Annotated in this window: 10 protein-coding genes and 1 riboswitch; of the genes, 4 read left to right on the forward strand and 6 right to left on the reverse strand. The window is 77.0% G+C overall.

The window, feature by feature from the left end; all coding sequences use genetic code 11:
• The first annotated feature begins 117 nt into the window (after positions 1-117).
• The 3 genes from fhuB (at position 118) to ACIRS1_RS01925 (ending at position 4,659) form a co-directional block, all read left to right on the forward strand.
• On the forward strand, positions 118-2,304 hold the full coding sequence (gene fhuB / locus ACIRS1_RS01915) for a Fe(3+)-hydroxamate ABC transporter permease FhuB (protein ID WP_402836053.1): 2,187 nt from the start codon (positions 118-120) through the stop codon (positions 2,302-2,304).
• Positions 2,305-2,436: 132 nt separating this feature from the next.
• Positions 2,437-3,555, forward strand: coding sequence for an enterochelin esterase (gene fes, locus ACIRS1_RS01920; RefSeq protein ID WP_402836055.1), 1,119 nt, complete (start codon positions 2,437-2,439; stop codon positions 3,553-3,555).
• 172 nt (positions 3,556-3,727) lie between these two features.
• Positions 3,728-3,795, forward strand: a riboswitch (guanidine-III (ykkC-III) riboswitch).
• 12 nt (positions 3,796-3,807) lie between these two features.
• Positions 3,808-4,659, forward strand: coding sequence for an MBL fold metallo-hydrolase (locus ACIRS1_RS01925; RefSeq protein ID WP_402836057.1), 852 nt, complete (start codon positions 3,808-3,810; stop codon positions 4,657-4,659).
• Positions 4,660-4,723: 64 nt separating this feature from the next.
• Here the strand turns inward: ACIRS1_RS01925 and ACIRS1_RS01930 are convergent, their stop codons facing one another.
• From ACIRS1_RS01930 to ACIRS1_RS01940, 3 genes are read right to left on the reverse strand one after another with little or no spacing between them, the layout of a single operon-like run.
• Positions 4,724-6,124 (reverse strand): DHA2 family efflux MFS transporter permease subunit, encoded by a 1,401-nt coding sequence (locus tag ACIRS1_RS01930; protein ID WP_402836059.1) that lies wholly within the window; start codon positions 6,122-6,124, stop codon positions 4,724-4,726.
• Entirely contained in the window at positions 6,121-6,306 is a 186-nt protein-coding gene (locus tag ACIRS1_RS01935) for an MbtH family protein (protein ID WP_360205147.1), read from the reverse strand. Before ACIRS1_RS01935 ends, ACIRS1_RS01930 begins: the two co-directional genes overlap by 4 nt.
• A complete protein-coding gene (locus tag ACIRS1_RS01940; RefSeq protein ID WP_402836061.1) occupies positions 6,299-13,540 on the reverse strand; it encodes an amino acid adenylation domain-containing protein in 7,242 nt (2,413 codons plus the stop codon). Before ACIRS1_RS01940 ends, ACIRS1_RS01935 begins: the two co-directional genes overlap by 8 nt.
• A gap of 125 nt (positions 13,541-13,665) precedes the next feature.
• On the opposite strand from ACIRS1_RS01940, the gene ACIRS1_RS01945 reads away from it, so the two are divergent.
• Positions 13,666-14,817, forward strand: coding sequence for an amidohydrolase (locus tag ACIRS1_RS01945; RefSeq protein ID WP_402836063.1), 1,152 nt, complete (start codon positions 13,666-13,668; stop codon positions 14,815-14,817).
• A 125-nt stretch (positions 14,818-14,942) separates the two neighbouring features.
• On the opposite strand, the gene ACIRS1_RS01950 is transcribed toward ACIRS1_RS01945, so the two are convergent.
• From ACIRS1_RS01950 to ACIRS1_RS01960, 3 genes are all read right to left on the reverse strand, one after another.
• A complete protein-coding gene (locus tag ACIRS1_RS01950; protein WP_402836065.1) occupies positions 14,943-15,722 on the reverse strand; it encodes an AMP-binding protein in 780 nt (259 codons plus the stop codon).
• 95 nt (positions 15,723-15,817) lie between these two features.
• On the reverse strand, positions 15,818-16,042 hold the full coding sequence (locus tag ACIRS1_RS01955) for a phosphopantetheine-binding protein (protein ID WP_360205138.1): 225 nt from the start codon (positions 16,040-16,042) through the stop codon (positions 15,818-15,820).
• 5 nt (positions 16,043-16,047) lie between these two features.
• Positions 16,048-16,689, reverse strand: a complete 642-nt coding sequence (locus ACIRS1_RS01960) for an isochorismatase family protein (RefSeq protein WP_402836067.1) — start codon at positions 16,687-16,689, stop codon at positions 16,048-16,050.
• Positions 16,690-16,693: the final 4 nt, after the last annotated feature.

A 16,693-nucleotide genomic window follows, 5' to 3' on the forward strand; every position in this document is an offset into this window, starting at 1 on the left:
GGGTGCCTCCGGGCAGCGGTGTTGCGGGAGTTGAACGGCGTCCGGACGGATCGGCGCGGTGACGGTGCCCCGGCGGCGCCCCACAGGACGGTACGACCATTAGGTTAGCCTTACCTTATGACATCGTCGCAAGTGGGCGAACCCACGGCGTCCCGCACCGCACCCGACGCCCCGCCGCCACCCCGGCCGCCGGAGCCTGAGCCGGCGCAGGCGGACGACCGCCGCCGGCCCGTCTGGCCGATCGCCCTCGGCACGGTGGCCGCCCTGCTCGCGCTGGCCGCGCTCTCGCTGTCGGTCGGCGCCGGCGAGGTCGGCGCCGGGCGGGTGCTGGACTACCTGCTCGACCGCGGCGGCGCCCGCGGCGACGGCCGGCTCGCCCTCGTCGTCGGCGACCTGCGACTCCCCCGCACCGCCACCGCGCTGCTGGTCGGCGCCGCCCTCGGCGTCGCCGGGGCCCAACTGCAGTCCGTCACCCGCAACCCGCTCGCCGAGACCGGACTGCTCGGCGTCAACGCCGGCGCCTCCCTCGGCGTCGTGCTCGGCATCGCCGCCCTCGGCGTCCAGACCTCCTACGGCTACCTGGCCTGCGCGTTCGGCGGCGCCGTCCTCGCCAGCACGCTGGTGCTGCTCATCGCCGGCGCCCGGGGCGGCGGATCACCGATGCGGCTGGTCCTCGGCGGGTCCGCGGTCGGCGCCACCTTCGGCGGACTCACCGGCGTGCTGATCGTCAACTCCCCCGAGACGTACGACCGGTACCGGGTCTGGGTGCTCGGCTCACTCGCCGGCGTGGAGGGCTGGGCGACCCTGCGCCAGCTCGCGCCCGTCCTCGCCGCCGGCTTCCTCCTCGCCCTGCTCGCCACCCGCCCGCTCACCGCGCTCGCCCTCGGCGACGACCTCGCCCGCGGCCTCGGCCACCGGCCCGGCGCCACCCGTGCCACCGTCGCCCTCGCCGTCACCCTGCTCACCGCCTCGGCCGTCGCGCTGGCCGGGCCGATCTCCTTCCTCGGCCTGCTCGCCGGCTTCCTCGCCCGCGCCGTCGCCGGGCCCCGGGTCGGACGGCTCACCCTGTTCGCCGCACTGTTCGGCGCCGCCGCGCTCACCGGGGCGGACGTGCTGGCCCGCGTGGTGGCCAGGCCATTCGAGGCGCCGGTGTCGGTCATCGTCGCCCTGGTCGGCGCCCCGGCGCTGATCGCCATCGTCCGCTCCCGCCGCACGGCCGCCCTCGACCTCACCGACCCGGCCGAGGCCGCCCGCCCCCGGCAGGCCGAACCGCCCGCGCCCGCACCCGACCTGGTGCTGCGCCGCGGGGCGTGGTCCCTGCTGCTCCCCCGCCGGTCGCTGCTCGCCGCGCTCGGCCTGGCAGCCGCCCTGCTGACCGCCGTCGTCGTCTCCGCCCACGCCGGGCAGGGCGAACTCGGCCTCGGCCGCACCTTCCAGGCCGTCTTCGGCTACGGTGAGCGGCTCGACGTGCTGCTGGTCCAGAGGTTCCGGCTCGGCCGGATCGTCGCCGGACTCGCCGCCGGCGCCGCCCTCGGCCTCGCCGGGTGCCTCACCCAGACCCTCGCGCGCAACCGGCTCGCCACCCCCGAACTGCTCGGCGTCAACGACGGCGCCACCGCAGCCGTGCTCATCTCCGCCACCGCCTCCGGCACCTTCGGCGCCTGGTGGGCCGGGCCGCTGGGCGCCCTCGTCGCCGTCCTCGTCGTCGCCCTGGTCTCCGGCGGCCTCGGCGCCCGCGGCTACCGGGTGCTGGTCGTCGGCCTCGCGATGTCCGCCCTGGCCTCCGCCGTCATCCAGGTCGCCCTCGCCCGGCGCTCGCTCAACTCGGCCGGATCGCTATACGTCTGGACCTCCGGCAGCCTCAACGGCCGGGACTACGCCGTCGCCACGCCCGTCCTGCTCGGGCTGGCCGTCCTGGTGCCGCTCGCCCTCGTGGTGGCCCGGCGGCTCGCCGTGCTGCGGTTCGACGACAGCGTCGCCGCCTCGCTCGGCGTCGACCCGGGGCGGGTCCGGCTCGCCTGCCTGCTGCTGGCCGTCGCCCTGGCCGGGCTGGCCGTCGGCGTCTGCGGACCGGTCGGCTTCGTCGCCCTCGCCGCGCCCGTCCTCGCCGGGCGCCTCGCCGGGCCCGCCCGGGTGCCCGTGCTCGGCTCGGCGCTCACCGGCGCCCTGCTCGTCGTCCTCGCCGACACCCTCGGCCGGGTGCTGATCGGCGGGGTCGAGATCCCGGTCGGCATCGTCACCACCGTCCTGGGCGGGCCCTTCCTCCTGTGGGTGTTGCTCGGCCGCCGCGGCGACCCGGCGTAGCCCCCGTCCCGTCGCCCGTCCCCTGCCCCGTCCCCTGCCCCGTCCCCTGCCCCTGCCCCTGCCCCTGCCCCTGCCCCTGCCCCACCCTTCCCCGCCCCGCCCTTCCCGCCACCGAGTCCCGGAGTGCTGCCCATGGAACCCCACCCCCTGGTCGAACCCGACCCGCACGACCCCGCGTACCGGCTGGTCACCTTCGTCCACGAGCCCGAGCCGGACCAGCCCTGCGACGGCGTGCTCGCCCTCCTGCACACCGTCACCGACAAGGACCGCCACGCCGGCGACCTCGCCCCGCACCTGATGGACCGTACGACCGACGGCCGTTGGACCATCACCTACCGGCTGCGCTCGGACCACCGCGCCTCCTACCAGCTCCACCCGTACCGCGGCGCCGCCCCCGGCACCGCCCGGGCCGACTGGCTGCACGTCCTCGACCACGCCCGGCCGGACCCGCTCGACGAGCAGCCCCGGCTGCCCGCCCGCGACGGGCGCCATCCCTCCTCCGTGCTCAGCCTCCCCGACGCCCCCGCCCAGCCGTACGTCCGGCGCCGCGACGGCGTGCCGCGCGGCCGCACCGTCGCCGCCGAGCACGCCGGCCGGCGGGTCGACGTCCACCTGCCCGCGGGGCACGAGGCCGGCCCGCACCCGGTGGCGGTGCTGCTCGACGGGGAGATGTGGGGCGAGGTGCTGTCCGTCGGCGACACCCTCGACAACCTCACGGCCGACGGGGCGATCCCGCCCACCGTCGCGCTGCTCGTCCACACCATGGGCCCCGGCCGGCCCGGGGACCTCAGCTGCAACCCGGAGTTCGTCGACCTCCTCGCCGACCGGCTGCTGCCCTGGGCCGCCGAGCGGTTCGGCGCCACCACCGACCCGGCCGCCACCGTCATCGCCGGCCAGAGCGCGGGCGGACTCACCGCCGCGTTCGCCGCCCACCGCCGCCCGGACCGGTTCGGCAACGCGCTCTCCCAATCCGGCTCCTTCTGGTGGCCGGACGGCACCGACTTCGACGAGGGGAGCGAGTGGCTCACCCGCCGCTTCGCCGCCGACGAGCGGCGCCCGGCCCGCTTCTACCTGGAGGTCGGCCTCCAGGAGTGGATGCTGCTCACCCAGAACCGGCACCTGCGCGACGTCCTCGTGGCGCGCGGGTACGACCTCGAGTACCGGGAGTTCAACGGCGGCCACGACTACGCCTGCTGGCGCGGCGGCCTGGCCGACGGGCTGGCGCACCTGCTCGGCGGCCCGACCGGCTGAGGGCCCGGCGGGAGGCGCCCCCTCGCGGTACCGGGCCCTCACGACACCGGGCTCACGACACCGTCCTCCCACGACTCCGGCCCCTCGACACCGTCCGCCCACGACACCGGCCCCTCACCGCACCGGCCCCCGCGGGGCCGGACCGCCGCCGCGGGCGCGTGCTAGCGTCCCCATGGCGGCGCGTCGGCGCCGGCCCCGGACGAGATGTGCGCCGTACCCGGCCCGCCAAGACGACGCACGCTGGGAGGCGTCATGGCTGCCGGTACCCCGGTCGCCCGTCCGCTGGACGTGCGGTGGATCCACGGGTCCCCGTCGGCGAAGCACGACACGGACCCGGAGATCCAGGTCTACGAGTACGACGAGCACACCGTCATCCTGCGGCAGAACATGGCGGTCAACTACGAGGCGCCGTTCCTGTTCCTGCTCTTCGGGGACGACCGGGCGGTGCTCATCGACACCGGGGCGACCCCGGAACCCGCGTTCTTCCCGCTGCGTACGGTCGTCGACGGGCTGATCGACGCATGGCTCGCCCGCAACCCCCGCGACGGCTACCGGCTGCTCGTGCTGCACACCCACCCGCACGGCGACCACGTCGCCGGCGACGGACAGTTCACCGGGCGTCCCCTCACCACCGTGGTCGCGGCGGACCCGGCCACCGCCTGGGCCCACTTCGGCTTCGACCGCGACCCGGAGGCGGTGGCCCTCGTCGACCTCGGCGGCCGGGTCCTGGAGTGCCTGGCCACCCCGGGACACCACCCGGCGGCCGTCACCTTCCACGACCCGCACACCGGCTTCCTGCTCACCGGGGACACGGTCTACCCCGGCCGGCTCTACATCGACGACTGGCCGGCCTTCACCAGGACCATCGACCGGCTGATCGCCTTCGCCGAACGGCGACCGGTGACGCACGTGCTCGGCTGCCACATCGAGATGACCCGCACCCCCGGCGTCGACTACCCGATCCGCTACACCCACCAGCCCGACGAGCCGCCGCTCGAACTGACCGTCGACCACCTGCACCGGATCCGCGCCGCCCTCACCGAACTCGGCGGCCGCCCCACCCGCCACGCGCTCGCCGACCTGATCCTCTGGCCCAGCGACTGAACCCGCCCCGCGGGCGGGCGGGCAGACGGGGGCGGCGCCGGTCAGCGCCGCCCCCGGGCCCCGGTCAGTCCTCCGGGGGCGGCGGGGCCGGCGGCTCCACCGGGAGGCGCTGCGCGACGAGGACGCCGACCGCGACCAGGCCGGCGGTGCCCAGCAGGGCGACCCGGTAGGGGCCCGCCGAGCCGGCGTCGTCACCGAGGGCCCCGATCACGGCGGCCGCGGCGGCGATCCCCAGAGCTCCGCCCAGCGTGCGGACGATGGTGAACAGGCCCATCGCCCGGCCCATCGCGGGCGGCGGGACGTCGGCGAAGCCGGCGATCTGGACGGTGAGCACGGCGGTGCCGAGGACCAGCCCGACCGCGAACATCAGCGCCCGCACCGCCCACGGGTTCTCGGCGAAGCCCAGGGCGGCCAGCACCAGCGCGGCCAGCAGCAGGGCGGGCCGGGCGAGGCGGCGCGGACCGAACCGGGGCAGCAGGCGGTCGACGACCTGGGAGGCGGCCATCAGGCCGAGCGCCTCCGGGAAGACGCTCAGGCCGGCGTCCAGCGCCGAGGCCCCGAGCGCCGCCTGGTAGAGCAGTGGGAGCGCGAACAGGGCGCCCATCAGGCCGGCCGAGGTGAGCAGGGCGAGCCGGGTGGCGGCGCCGTAGGCCCGGTCGGCGAGCAGCCGCACGTCCACCAGCGGTTCCTCGGCGCGGAGTTGGTGGCGCACCGCCGCGCCGAGCAGCAGCAGTCCCGCCAGTCCGCCGAACGCCACGCCCGGCGAGGACCAGCCGTGCGCAGGGCCGAAGCCGAGCGCGTAACTGAGCAGCCCGAGGCCGGGGGTGGCGAGCAGGAATCCGGTGGTGTCGAAGCGGCCGGCGGGCGGCTCGGCCTCGGCCCGCAGGCCGGCCAGGCCGGTCACCAGCGCCGCGACCCCGATCGGCACGTTGACCAGGAACAGCCAGTGCCAGGAGAGGTGTTCGGTGAGGAAGCCGCCGAGCGGCGGCCCGAGGGCGGGCATCAGGGCCGTGGGCACGATCAGCACGCGGCCGAGGCCGGCCCGCTCGTGCGGGGCGAACGCCCGGAACAGCAGGGTCATCCCGACCGGTGTGAGCAGCCCGCCGGCCACGCCCTGGACGGCCCGCGCGGCGGCGAGCGCGCCGAGGCCGGGAGCGGCGGCGCAGAGTGCGGAGGCGAGGGTGAAGGCGGCCAGCGAGCCGAGGAAGACCCGCTTGACGCCGTACCGGTCGCCGAGCCAGCCGGCGACCGGCAGGCCGACGGCGAGTCCGACCAGGAAGGCCGTCTCCACGGCGTTGGCCGCCGAGACCGGCCGGCCGAAGTCCTCGGCGATGGTGAACAGCGCGGGGTTGACGATGGTCGAGTCCAGGCCGTTCATGCACATCGCGGCGGTGTAGACGACGACCACCGCGGCGCGCCCCGCGAGGAGGGGGCGCGCCGGGGCCCCGGCGGCGGGAGGGGTCACAGGTCGGTCCAGTGGGCGGTGATCCAGGCGAGCGCGTCGGCGCGCCCGCAGGGCCCGTGGGAGACGTCCCAGCCGGCCGGGACGGCGGCGAAGGCGGGCCACAGCGAGTGCTGGCCCTGGTCGTTGACCAGCGCGAGGAACCGGCCGTCGGCGTCGAAGGGGTTGGTGGGGGCGTCACTCATCGGAGGACTTCTCCAGGTGGTCGGAGATCACGCGGGCGATGTGCGCGATCGGGGCGGGCAGGGTCATGTCCTTGTGCGAGCAGGCGACGTCCGTGTTGTCGATCCGGCCGGACACGTACGGGGTCCACAGCTCGGGGACGAGGGTCTCGTCGATGGTGTCGACGGTGGCCCGGAAGAACAGCGCGTCCCCGTCGAAACGACGGTGGTCGTAGCCGCGGACCAGGTCGTTGGTGTTGAGGTAGATCCGGTTCAGCGCGGCCACGGTGGCGTCGTCGAGCCCGGCCAGCGGGCTGCCCTCGCGGCGCAGCAGTTCGGTGACGGCGCCGAGTTCGAGCGGCCGGCCGTCCAGGTCGGCGGGGCCGTAGCCGCCCATGGTGAGCAGCGCCTCCAGGGCCTCGGCCTGGTCGGGGACGGGCAGGTCGCGGAAGCCCTCGGCGGGGTAGGCGTCCAGGATGGCCAGCAGGTCGACGCGGTGGCCGAGTTCCTGCAGCCGGACGGCGACGGCGTGGGCGATGATCCCGCCGGTGGACCAGCCGAGCAGCCGGTACGGGCCCTCGGGCTGGACCTCGCGCAGCCGGTCGGCGTAGTGCGCGGCCAGCTCCTCCAGGGTGCCCGGCAGCGGCAGGCCGGCGGTGGCGGCGCCGACGCCCTGGGCCTGGAGGCCGTAGATCGGCTGGTCGGCGGGCAGGTGGCGGATCAGGCCGGTGTAGCACCAGCTGAGGCCGCCGGCCGGGTGGACGGCGAACAGCGGGGTCCGGCGGCCGGGCGCGGCGGGGCGCAGCGGCAGCAGCACGTCGAGGGCGTCGGCCTGCCGGGCGCCGCCGGACAGGGCCGCGTCGAGGGCGGCGACGGTGGGTGCCTGGAACAGGGTGCCGATGCCGGCCTCCAGTCCGAGCACCTCGCGGATCCGCCCGGCGAGGCGGACGACCAGCAGCGAGTGGCCGCCGAGGGCGAAGAAGTCGTCGTCGACGCCGACCGAGGGCACCCCGAGCACCTCGGCGAACAGCTCGCACAGCTGCTGTTCGCGCGGGTTGCGCGGGGGGCGTCCGCCGCCGCCGGCCGGCGCCTCGGGGGCGGGCAGGGCCCGGCGGTCGAGCTTGCCGTTGGCGGTGAGCGGCAGCCGGTCGAGCAGGACGACGGCGGAGGGCACCATGTGGACGGGGAGTTCGGCGGCGGCGTGGGCGCGCAGCTGCTCGGGGGTGACGGCCGCCGGGGCGGGGTCGGGCCGGTCGGCCGACCGGGCGGCGACGGCGTAGCCGACCAGTCGGCGGTCCCCCGGCGCGTCCTCGCGGACGACGACGGCGGCGTCGGCGATGCCGGGGTGGGCGGCCAGTACGGCCTCGATCTCGCCGAGTTCGATCCGGAAGCCGCGCAGCTTCACCTGCTGGTCGGCGCGGCCGAAGTACTCCAGCACGCCGTCGGCGCGGCGGCGGGCGAGGTCGCCGGAGCGGTACATCCGGGTGCCGCGCTCCCCGAACAGTTCGGCGTACGGGTCGGCGACGAAGCGCCCGGCGGTGAGCTCGGGGCGGCCGAGGTAGCCGCGGGCCAGACCGGCCCCGGCCACGTACATCTCGCCGGTGACGCCGGGCGGGACGGGCTGCAGGTACTGGTCGAGCACGTAGATCCGCAGGTCGGGGATGTTGACCCCGATGGTGCTGCTGCTGCCGGCGGCGGCGCTCGCCCGGTCGAGGGCGATGTGGGACACGTGCACGGTGGTCTCGGTGATGCCGTACATGTTGACCAGGGTGGGCGCGTGCTCGGGGTGGCGGTCGTACCAGTCGTCCAGCCGGGCGAGTTCGAGCGCCTCTCCGCCGAACACCACGTAGCGCAGGGCGAGTTCGCTGCCGGGGCGGTCCCGGTCGGCGGCGCTGAGCTGGTAGAAGGCGGACGGGGTCTGGTTGAGCACGGTGACGCGTTCGCGGGCGAGCAGGTCGAGGAAGGCCGCCGGGTCCCGGCTGACCAGGTGCGGGACGACGACCAGCCGGCCGCCGTGCAGCAGGGCTCCCCACAGCTCCCAGACGGAGAAGTCGAAGGCGTAGGAGTGGAAGAGGGTCCAGACGTCGTCGGCGCCGAAGCCGAACCAGTGGTCGGTGGAGCGGAAGAGGCGCACCACGTTGTGGTGGGTGACGGGCACGCCCTTGGGCCGGCCGGTGGAGCCGGAGGTGTAGATGACGTAGGCGGTGTCCTCGGGGCGCAGCGGGCGGGTGCGCTCGTGCTGGGCGGGCGGGGTGGCCGGGTGGCCGCCGTGGTCCGGTCCGTCGACGAGCAGCCGGGGCAGGTCGTGGGCGGGCAGCCGGGGCTCGGTGGCGCGGTCGGTGAGCAGGGCGGCGGGGGCGGCGTCGGCCAGCATGTAGGCGAGGCGGTCGGCCGGGTAGTCGGGGTCGAGCGGCAGGTAGGCGGCGCCGGACTTGGCCACCGCGAGGAGGGCGACGACGAGGTCGAGCGAGCGCGGCAGGGCGAGGGCGACGATGGCGCCGGGGCCGATGCCGTCGGCGATCAGCCGCCGGGCCAGCCGGTCGGCGCGGGCGCCGAGTTCGGTGTAGTCGAGCTGCTCGTCGAGGTGGCTGACGGCGACCGCGTGCGGGTGGGCGGCGGCCGCGGCCTCGAACAGCTCGGGCAGGGTGGTGTCCGGGGCGGTCGGGGCGGGAGTGCCGTTCCACTCGACCAGCGCGCGCGTCCGTTCCCGCTCGCCGGTCAGCGGGAGCCGGCCGATCGCCGTGTCCGGATCGCCGGCGGCGGCGGTGAGCAGTCGGGCGAGCCGGGCGGCGAGGGCCTCGGCGGTGGCGGCGTCGAACAGGTCGGTGCGGTACTCCAGGAAGCCGCCGATGCCGCCGCCGGGCAGCTCGCCCGCGTTGAGGGTGAGGTCGAACTTGGCGGTGCCGCTGGGGACGGCGGCGATCCGGGCGGTGAGGCCGCCGCCCATCGGGTGGGTGTCGTCCGGTCGGCTCTGCCAGGCGAGCATCACCTGGAACAGGGGGTGGCGGGCCAGCGAGCGGGGCGGGTTGAGCTCCTCGACGAGCCGGTCGAACGGCAGGTCGGCGTGCTCGTGCGCGGCGAGCACGGTGCCGCGGACCCGGTCGAGCAGTTCGCGGAAGGTCGGGTCGCCGGAGGTGTCGGTGCGCAGGACCAGGGAGTTGACGAAGTAGCCGACCAGGTCGGCGGTGGCCGGATCGTCGCGCCCGGCGACCGGGGTGCCGACGGGGACGTCGGTGCCGCAGCCGTGCCGGGTGAGCAGGGCGGCGAGCCCGGCCTGGACGGCCATGAAGACGGTGCCGCCGCAGGCCCGGGCGAGGGCGGCGAGGGCGGTGTGGGCCCCGGCGTCGAGGGCGAACGGCACGGTGGCGCCCCGGTGGCCGGCGACGGCGGGGCGCGGCCGGTCCGCGGGCAGCTCCAGCTGGTCGGGCAGGCCGGCCAGGGCGGTGCGCCAGTACTGCGCCTGCCGGGCGGCCAGCGGGCTGGGCCGGTCGGCGGTGCCGAGCAGCTGCCGCTGCCAGGCCGCGTGGTCGGCGAACTGCAGGGCCGGCGGCGGGAGGTCCGGGGCGCGGCCGGCCAGCCGGGCGGTGTAGGCGGCGGCCAGGTCGCGGGCCAGCGGGGTGGTGGAGGCGCCGTCGCCGGCGATGTGGTGCAGCAGGAGCAGCAGGGTGTGCTCCTGCGGGCCGTGCGCGAACAGGGTGGCCCGCAGCGGCGGTTCGGCGGCGAGGTCGAAGCAGTGCCCGACGGCCTCGGCGAACGTGCCGCCCGCGCCGCCCGTGCCGCCCTCGTGCAGCTCGACGGGTGCGGCCGGGAGGATCCGCTGGTACGGCGTGCCGTCGGACTGCTCGCCGTAGACGGTGCGGAGCACCTCGTGGCGGGCGCTGACGTCGCCGAGGGCGAGGGTGAGCGCGGCGCGGTCGAGCGGGCCGGTCAGGGTCAGGGCGAGCGGGATGTTGTAGGTGGCGCTCGGGCCCTGGAGCCGGTTCAGGAACCAGAGTCCGCGCTGGGCGGCGGAGAGCGGCATCCGCTCGGTGCGCGGCGCCGGGACGAGGGCGGGGCGGGGCTCCGGGGCGGCGTCGGCGGAGCCGTCCAGCAGGTCGGCGAGCCCGGCCGGGGTCGGGTGGCGGAAGACGTCGGCGAAGCCGACGGGCGTGGCGAAGGTCTCGCGCAGCCGGGCGGCGAGCCGGCCGGCCAGCAGCGAGTGGCCGCCGAGGTCGAAGAAGGAGTCGTCCCGCCCGGGGGCCGCGGGCAGGCCGAGCACGTCGGCGAACAGCCCGCAGACCAGCTCCTCGCGGGGTGTGGCGGCCGGTGCTCCGGCGGCCGGGAGGGCGGCGGCGGGTTCCGGCAGGGCACGGTGGTCGAGCTTGTCGTGGGCGGTGCGCGGCAGTTCGTCGAGGAGCAGGACGGCGGCCGGGACCATGTGCCCGGGCAGCCGCTCGGCGAGCGCGGCGCGCAGCGCGTCCGGGTCCGGGGCGGCGCCGGGCGCGGGGACGGCGTAGCCGAGCAGCCGCTTGCCGTGCGGGCCGGGGCGGGCGATCACCACGGCCTGGGCGACGCCGGGCAGTTCGGCGAGGACGGCGGCGATCTCGCCGGGCTCGATCCGGAAGCCGCGGATCTTGACCTGGTCGTCGGCGCGGCCGAGGAACTCCAGGGTGCCGTCCGGGCTGCGGCGGGCGAGGTCGCCGGTGCGGTACATCCGCGCGCCGGGCGGGCCGAAGGGGTCGGCGAGGAAGCGCTCGGCGGTGAGGTCGGGGCGGCCGAGGTAGCCGCGGGCCAGACAGGCGCCGGCCACGTACAGTTCGCCGGTGGCGCCGTCGGGGGCGGGCCGCAGCGAGCCGTCCAGCACGTAGGCGCGGGAGCCGCGCACCACCCGGCCGACCGGGGCGCCGTCCGGGCCCGGGGTCCAGGCGTAGGCGTCGACGGTGGTCTCGGTCGGGCCGTAGAGGTCGATCGGGTGCAGCCCGGGGACGGCGGTCAGCCGGCGCCAGAGCGCGGGCGGGGTGGCCTCGCCGCCGACCGCGACGACGGCGGGGCGGTGCCACTCGTCGTCCAGGATGCCTTCGGCGAGCAGGACTTCGAGGTAGGAGGGGGTCACGTCGAGGTAGTCGACGCGCTCGCGGTGGAGGTGGCCGGCCAGCACGGCGGGGTCGCGGTAGGTGGCGTCGTCGAGCAGGTGCAGCTCGTGGCCGTGGACCATCCAGAGCACCGGGTCCCAGCTGGCGTCGAAGGCGAACGAGGCGCTGTGGGCGACCTTGAGGCGCTCGCGGCCGGTGCGGCGCACCGCCGGGGCGATGTGGTCCTCGCCGTGGCCCGCGCACAGGTTGGCGAGCGAGGCGTGGGTGACCAGCACGCCCTTGGGGCGGCCGGTGGAGCCGGAGGTGTGCAGCACGTAGGCGGCGTCCTGGAGCCGGGGGGCGGGCGGCGCGGAGGCGGGCTCGCCGTCGGCGTCGCCGGGCAGGACGGCGGGCAGCCCGGCCGGCAGGTCCAGCGCGGCCAGGGCCTCGGGGGTGCCGATCGCGCAGACCGGGCGGGCGTCGGCCAGCACGGCCGCCAGGCGCGGGCGGGGGTGGGCCAGGTCGAGCGACACGCAGGCGCCGCCGGCCTTGAGCACGCCGAGCAGCGCGACCACGGTGTCGGTGCCGCGCGGCAGGGCGATCGCGACGGGCGCGCCGGCCCGTACGCCCAGGGCGGCCAGGCGGTGGGCGAGACGGTTGGCGGCGGCGTCCAGCTCGGCGAAGGTGAGCGCGCTGCGGCCGCTGCGGACGGCGACGGCGTCCGGGGTGCGGGCGGCCTGGGCGGCGAAGAGCTCGGGCACCGTCCGGTCGACCGGCGCCTCGGTGCGGCCGGCGGTGGCCCGGCGCAGCGCGGCCGGGTCGAGCAGGTCGATCCGGGCGATCGGCGTCCGCGGGGCGGTGAGGAGCAGCTCGGCGAGGGCGTCGAGGTAGCGCAGCAGGCCGTCGCGGTGGGCGGCGAGCGAGGCGGCGTCGTAGCGCGCGGGGTCGGCGTCCAGGACGAGGCGCAGGGCGCCGCCGGGGGCCGGTGACACGCCGACCGCGAGGTCGTCGACGGGGCCGGCGGCGAGGTTGCGGACGACGCCGGGCAGTCCGGCGAGGTCGAGGTCGCCCTCGAAGGCCTTGATGTTGATCATCGGTCCGAACACGGCGCGGCGGTCGCCGGTGCGCCCGAGGTCGCGGCGCAGGTCCTCGAGCGGGTAGCGCTGGTGGCGGCGGACGGCGCGCAGCTCGCGGACGACGCGGCGCAGCAGCTCCTCGGCGGGGTCGGCGGCGTGGACGGCCACCCGCAGCGGGAGCACGTTGGCGGTGGCGACGGGGGTGCGCAGGGCGGCCGGGCCGCGGCGGTTGGCCAGCGGCAGGCCGAGCACGACGTCCTCGGTGCCGGCCAGCCGGTGCAGGTAGCCGGCGGTGGCGGCGAGGAGCAGTTCGGCCCAGGTGGCGCGGGCCGGGGCGGCGGCCCGCTCCAGGCGGTCGCGGGTGCCGGCGGGCAGGTCGGCGGTGAGGCGCAGCGGGGGCGCGACGGGTGACGCGGAGGGTGACGCGGTGTCATCGCCTGTGGCTGGGGCCGGGGTCGGGCCCGGGGTCGTGGCCGGCGCACCGGGGAGGGTGGCGGGGGTGCCGGCGTCGGCCAGGCGGGCGGCCCAGTGGGCGCGGTCGGCCGGGTACTCCTCGCCGTCCCGGTAGGCGGCCTCCTCGGCGGCGGCCTCGGCGAGGTCGGCGAAGGGGCGCGCGGCGGGCTCGGTGGCGGTGGCGTGCGCGGTGTAGAGCTCGGCGACCCGCTCGCCCAGGAGCGTCAGCGCGTAGGCGTCGACGGCGAGGTGGTGGATCCGCCGGTACCACCAGGTCCGGTCGTCGGCGAGGCGGATCAGGGCCTGGGTGAACAGCGGGCCGCGGGTGAGGTCGGCCGGGCGGGCGAGGTCCGCGCGCATCCAGGCCTCGGCCTCGGCGTCCGGGTCGTGGGCGGCGCGCAGGTCGAGGCGGTGCAGCGGCCAGCGCGGGCCGGGGCTCAGCCGCTGACGGGGCGTTCCGTCGGGGCCGGTGACGACGACGGCGCTCAGGGCCTCGGCCTCGTCGACCGCCTGCCGCAGGGACTCCTCGAAGAGGTCCTCGTCGAGGAGTCCGGTGATCTCGACGGCGTCGCCGGTGTTGTAGGCCGGGCTGTCGGGGTCGAGCGCCTGGGCGTACCAGATGGCGGCCTGGGCGGCGAGCAGCGGGACGTCGGCGGCCTGGGTGTCGACGGCAGGCATGGTTCGGAGAGCTCCTCGGGGTCCGGCGAACGAAACGCCATACTTAGGTTAGCCTAATCTAACTTCATATGATCTGGTCAACGGCCCCCCGGGGCCACGGCCCTGACACCCCGGAGACGCCGCCCATGTCCCCGAGCGACGCCAAAGAGGCCGTCCGCGCACGCGTCCACGCCCACCGCGACGAGCTGCTCGCGCTCAGCCGCCGCATCCACGCCCACCCCGAGACGGCCTTCGAGGAACACCGCGCCGCCGCCTGGTGCGCCGAGCTGCTGCGCACCCATGGCTACGCCGTCACCGCACCCGCGCACGGCCTGGCGACCGCGTTCACCGCGAGCCTCGGCGACGGGCCCACCACCGTCGCCCTCGTCTGCGAGTACGACGCGCTGCCCGGCCTCGGACACGCCTGCGGGCACAACCTGATCGCCGCCGCCGGCCTCGGTGCGGCCCTCGGACTCGCCCCGTACGCGGACCGGCTCGGGCTCACCGTGCGGGTGATCGGCGCACCCGCCGAGGAACGCGGCGCCGGAAAGGCGCTGCTGCTCGCCGACGGGGCCTTCGACGGGGTGGACGCCGCGATGATGGTGCACCCGTGCCCGGTCGAGGTCGCCGACTTCCGCTCCTTCGCCCTCGGCACGCTCTCCGTCCGCTACACCGGCCGCGCCGCCCACCCGAGCCTCAACCCGCACGAGGGGCGCAACGCCGCCGACGCGCTGACCGTCGCCCAGGTCGCCCTGGGGCTGCTGCGCCAGCAACTCCCGCCGCACTGGCGGGTGCACGGCATCACCACCGCGGCCGGCACGGCGCCCAACCTCATCCCGGACAGCGCCAGCGCCGAGTACGAGATCCGCACCTCGGCGGCCGAGGACCTCGCGGAGCTGCGCGCCCGGGTCGAGGACTGCTTCCGGGCCGGGGCGCTCGCCACCGGCTGCGAGGTGCTGCTCGAACGACCCGAGCCGGACTACCTGGACATGCGCTCCGACCCCGCCCTGCTCGACCTCTGGCGGGCGAACGCGGCGGCCCTCGGCCGGCCGGAGCCGATCGAGAGCGGACCCTTCGCCTGCACCGACATGGGCAACGTGTCGCACGCGGTCCCGGCCATCCACCCCGTCCTCGACATCACCGGCGGCGCCTGCACCCCGCACGAGGCCGCGTTCGCCGAGGCCGCCGTGGGGCCGGAGGCGGACCGGGCGGTCCTGGACGGCGCGGTCGCCCTGGCCTGGACGGCCGCCGACCTCGCGGCGGCGCGGAGGGACGGGGTGAGCGGAGGGGCGGCGTGAACGGAGACGGGCGGGTGACAGCTGACAACTTTCAGATTTCAGACGACAGCTTTCAGATGACAGATTTCATCATCTGTCATCTGAAAGCTGTCATCTGTCCCCCGTCACCTGTCCCCCGCCGCCCGTCACCCGCCGAGCAGTACCGTCGAGGTCGCCCGGACCGCCGTCACGCCCAGGTCGCGGACCAGGGCTCCGACGTCCCCCGGCCGGTGCGGATCGGCCAGCACCACGGCGGCGCCGGTCCGCAGCGGCCACAGGAACTCCCAGATCGGCAGGCCGAGTTGGAGCACCCGGTCGCCCGGTCCGAGCGGGTGGGCGGCCTGCAGCTCGCGCACCCGGCGGTCCGCCTCGCCGTGGGTGAGCCGGACCTCCTCCGGTCGCCCGCCCGGCCCGAACCCGATGCAGAGCGGGTGCTGCGGGGTGAGCGCCCGGGGCGGGTCGGTGGCGAGCTCGCCCGCCGCGTCCAGCCCGGCGAGCGCCCCCGGCACCCCCTCCCCCAGTACGCACACCGGCGCCGTGCGGGCCAGCAGCAGCTCCCGGCGCCCGGGCGCGTCCGCCGGGTCCAGCGGCAGGTAGGCCGCACCGGACTTGGCGACCGCCAGCAGCGAGGTCAGCAGGTCCGCCGGCCGGCCGGCGGCCGCCAGGCCCACCACCGCACCCGGGCGGGCGCCCCGCGCGGTCAGGACCCGCGCCAGCCGGTTGGCCGCGGCGTTCAGCTCCCGGTAGGTGACGACGGCGCCGCCCGCGATCACCAGGGCCGGCAGCTCCGGCGTCCGCGCCGCCTGGGCCTCGACGGGCCCCACCGCGGTGGTCGGCGGGTGCTTCGGCGCCCGGGCCGCCCGGGGGTCCGGCGCACCGGGCCCGGACGGCGGAGCCAGGGTCAGCACACCGGCGGCCGGCCGCACGGGCGCGCTCCCCGGCGTGCTGCCCGCCGCTCCCCCCGACGCCGGGGTCGCCCCCGCCGCTCCCCCCGCGGCTCTCTGGACCGCGAGCGCCTCCATCAGGCCGCGCCCAGCAGCGCGGCCCAGGCCTCGACGGCCGGGCGCTCGGCCAGCTGCACGAACCCGACCTCGGCACCCTCGGCCCGCCAGCGCTCGGCGAGCGCCATCAGCCGCACCGAGTCCAGGCCCCAGTCGGCCAGGTTCTCGTCCAGCGGGATGTCCGCCGGGTCCTCCCCGAGCAGGTCGGCGACCTCGGCCCGGATCCGCTCCACCGTGAATGCCATGCCCGTCACTTCCCTTCCAGCGCCGCGGACACGGCGTCCGCGGTCGTCACCAGTCCGCAGCGGCCGGCCACCCACGCGAGTGCGGCCCGGTGCTCCTGCGGGCCGAAGTCGGCGACCGCGTCGGCCACCACGAAGGCCTGCACGTCGCGCATCCAGGCGTCGCAGGCGGTGGCCTGGACCCCGATGTGCGCGTAGACGCCGGTGATCACCAGCTGGTCGCGGCCCTGCTCGCGCAGCAGCCGCTCCAGGTCGGTGCGCACGAAGGCGCTGTACTTCCACTTGGTGAGCACGGTGTCGCCCGGCGCCGGGGCGACGGCCTCGGCGATCGCGGTCGCCCGCGGGTCGTCCGGGATGCCGGGGCCCCAGAAGTCCTGCTGGAGGCCGCGCTCGGCCGGGCTCTGCCCGCCGGGCTGGGCCGAGTAGACCACCGGCATGCCGTGGACGGCGGCCAGCTTCGCCAACCGGGCGACGTTCCCGAACAGTTCGGGGACGGGCGGGGCGGCGGTGTCGAAGGCGTCCAGGAAGTGGTTCTGCAGGTCGTGCACCAGCAGCACGGCGCGCGCCGGGTCCACCGTCCAGGCGACCCGGTTGGCGGGCAGCTCCCCGGCGGCGGGCATCGGATAGGAGGGAATGCGGGGCAGGCCCACGGCG

The sequence above is a fragment of the Kitasatospora sp. NPDC101176 genome (assembly GCF_044768035.1).
GTDB lineage: Bacteria > Actinomycetota > Actinomycetes > Streptomycetales > Streptomycetaceae > Kitasatospora.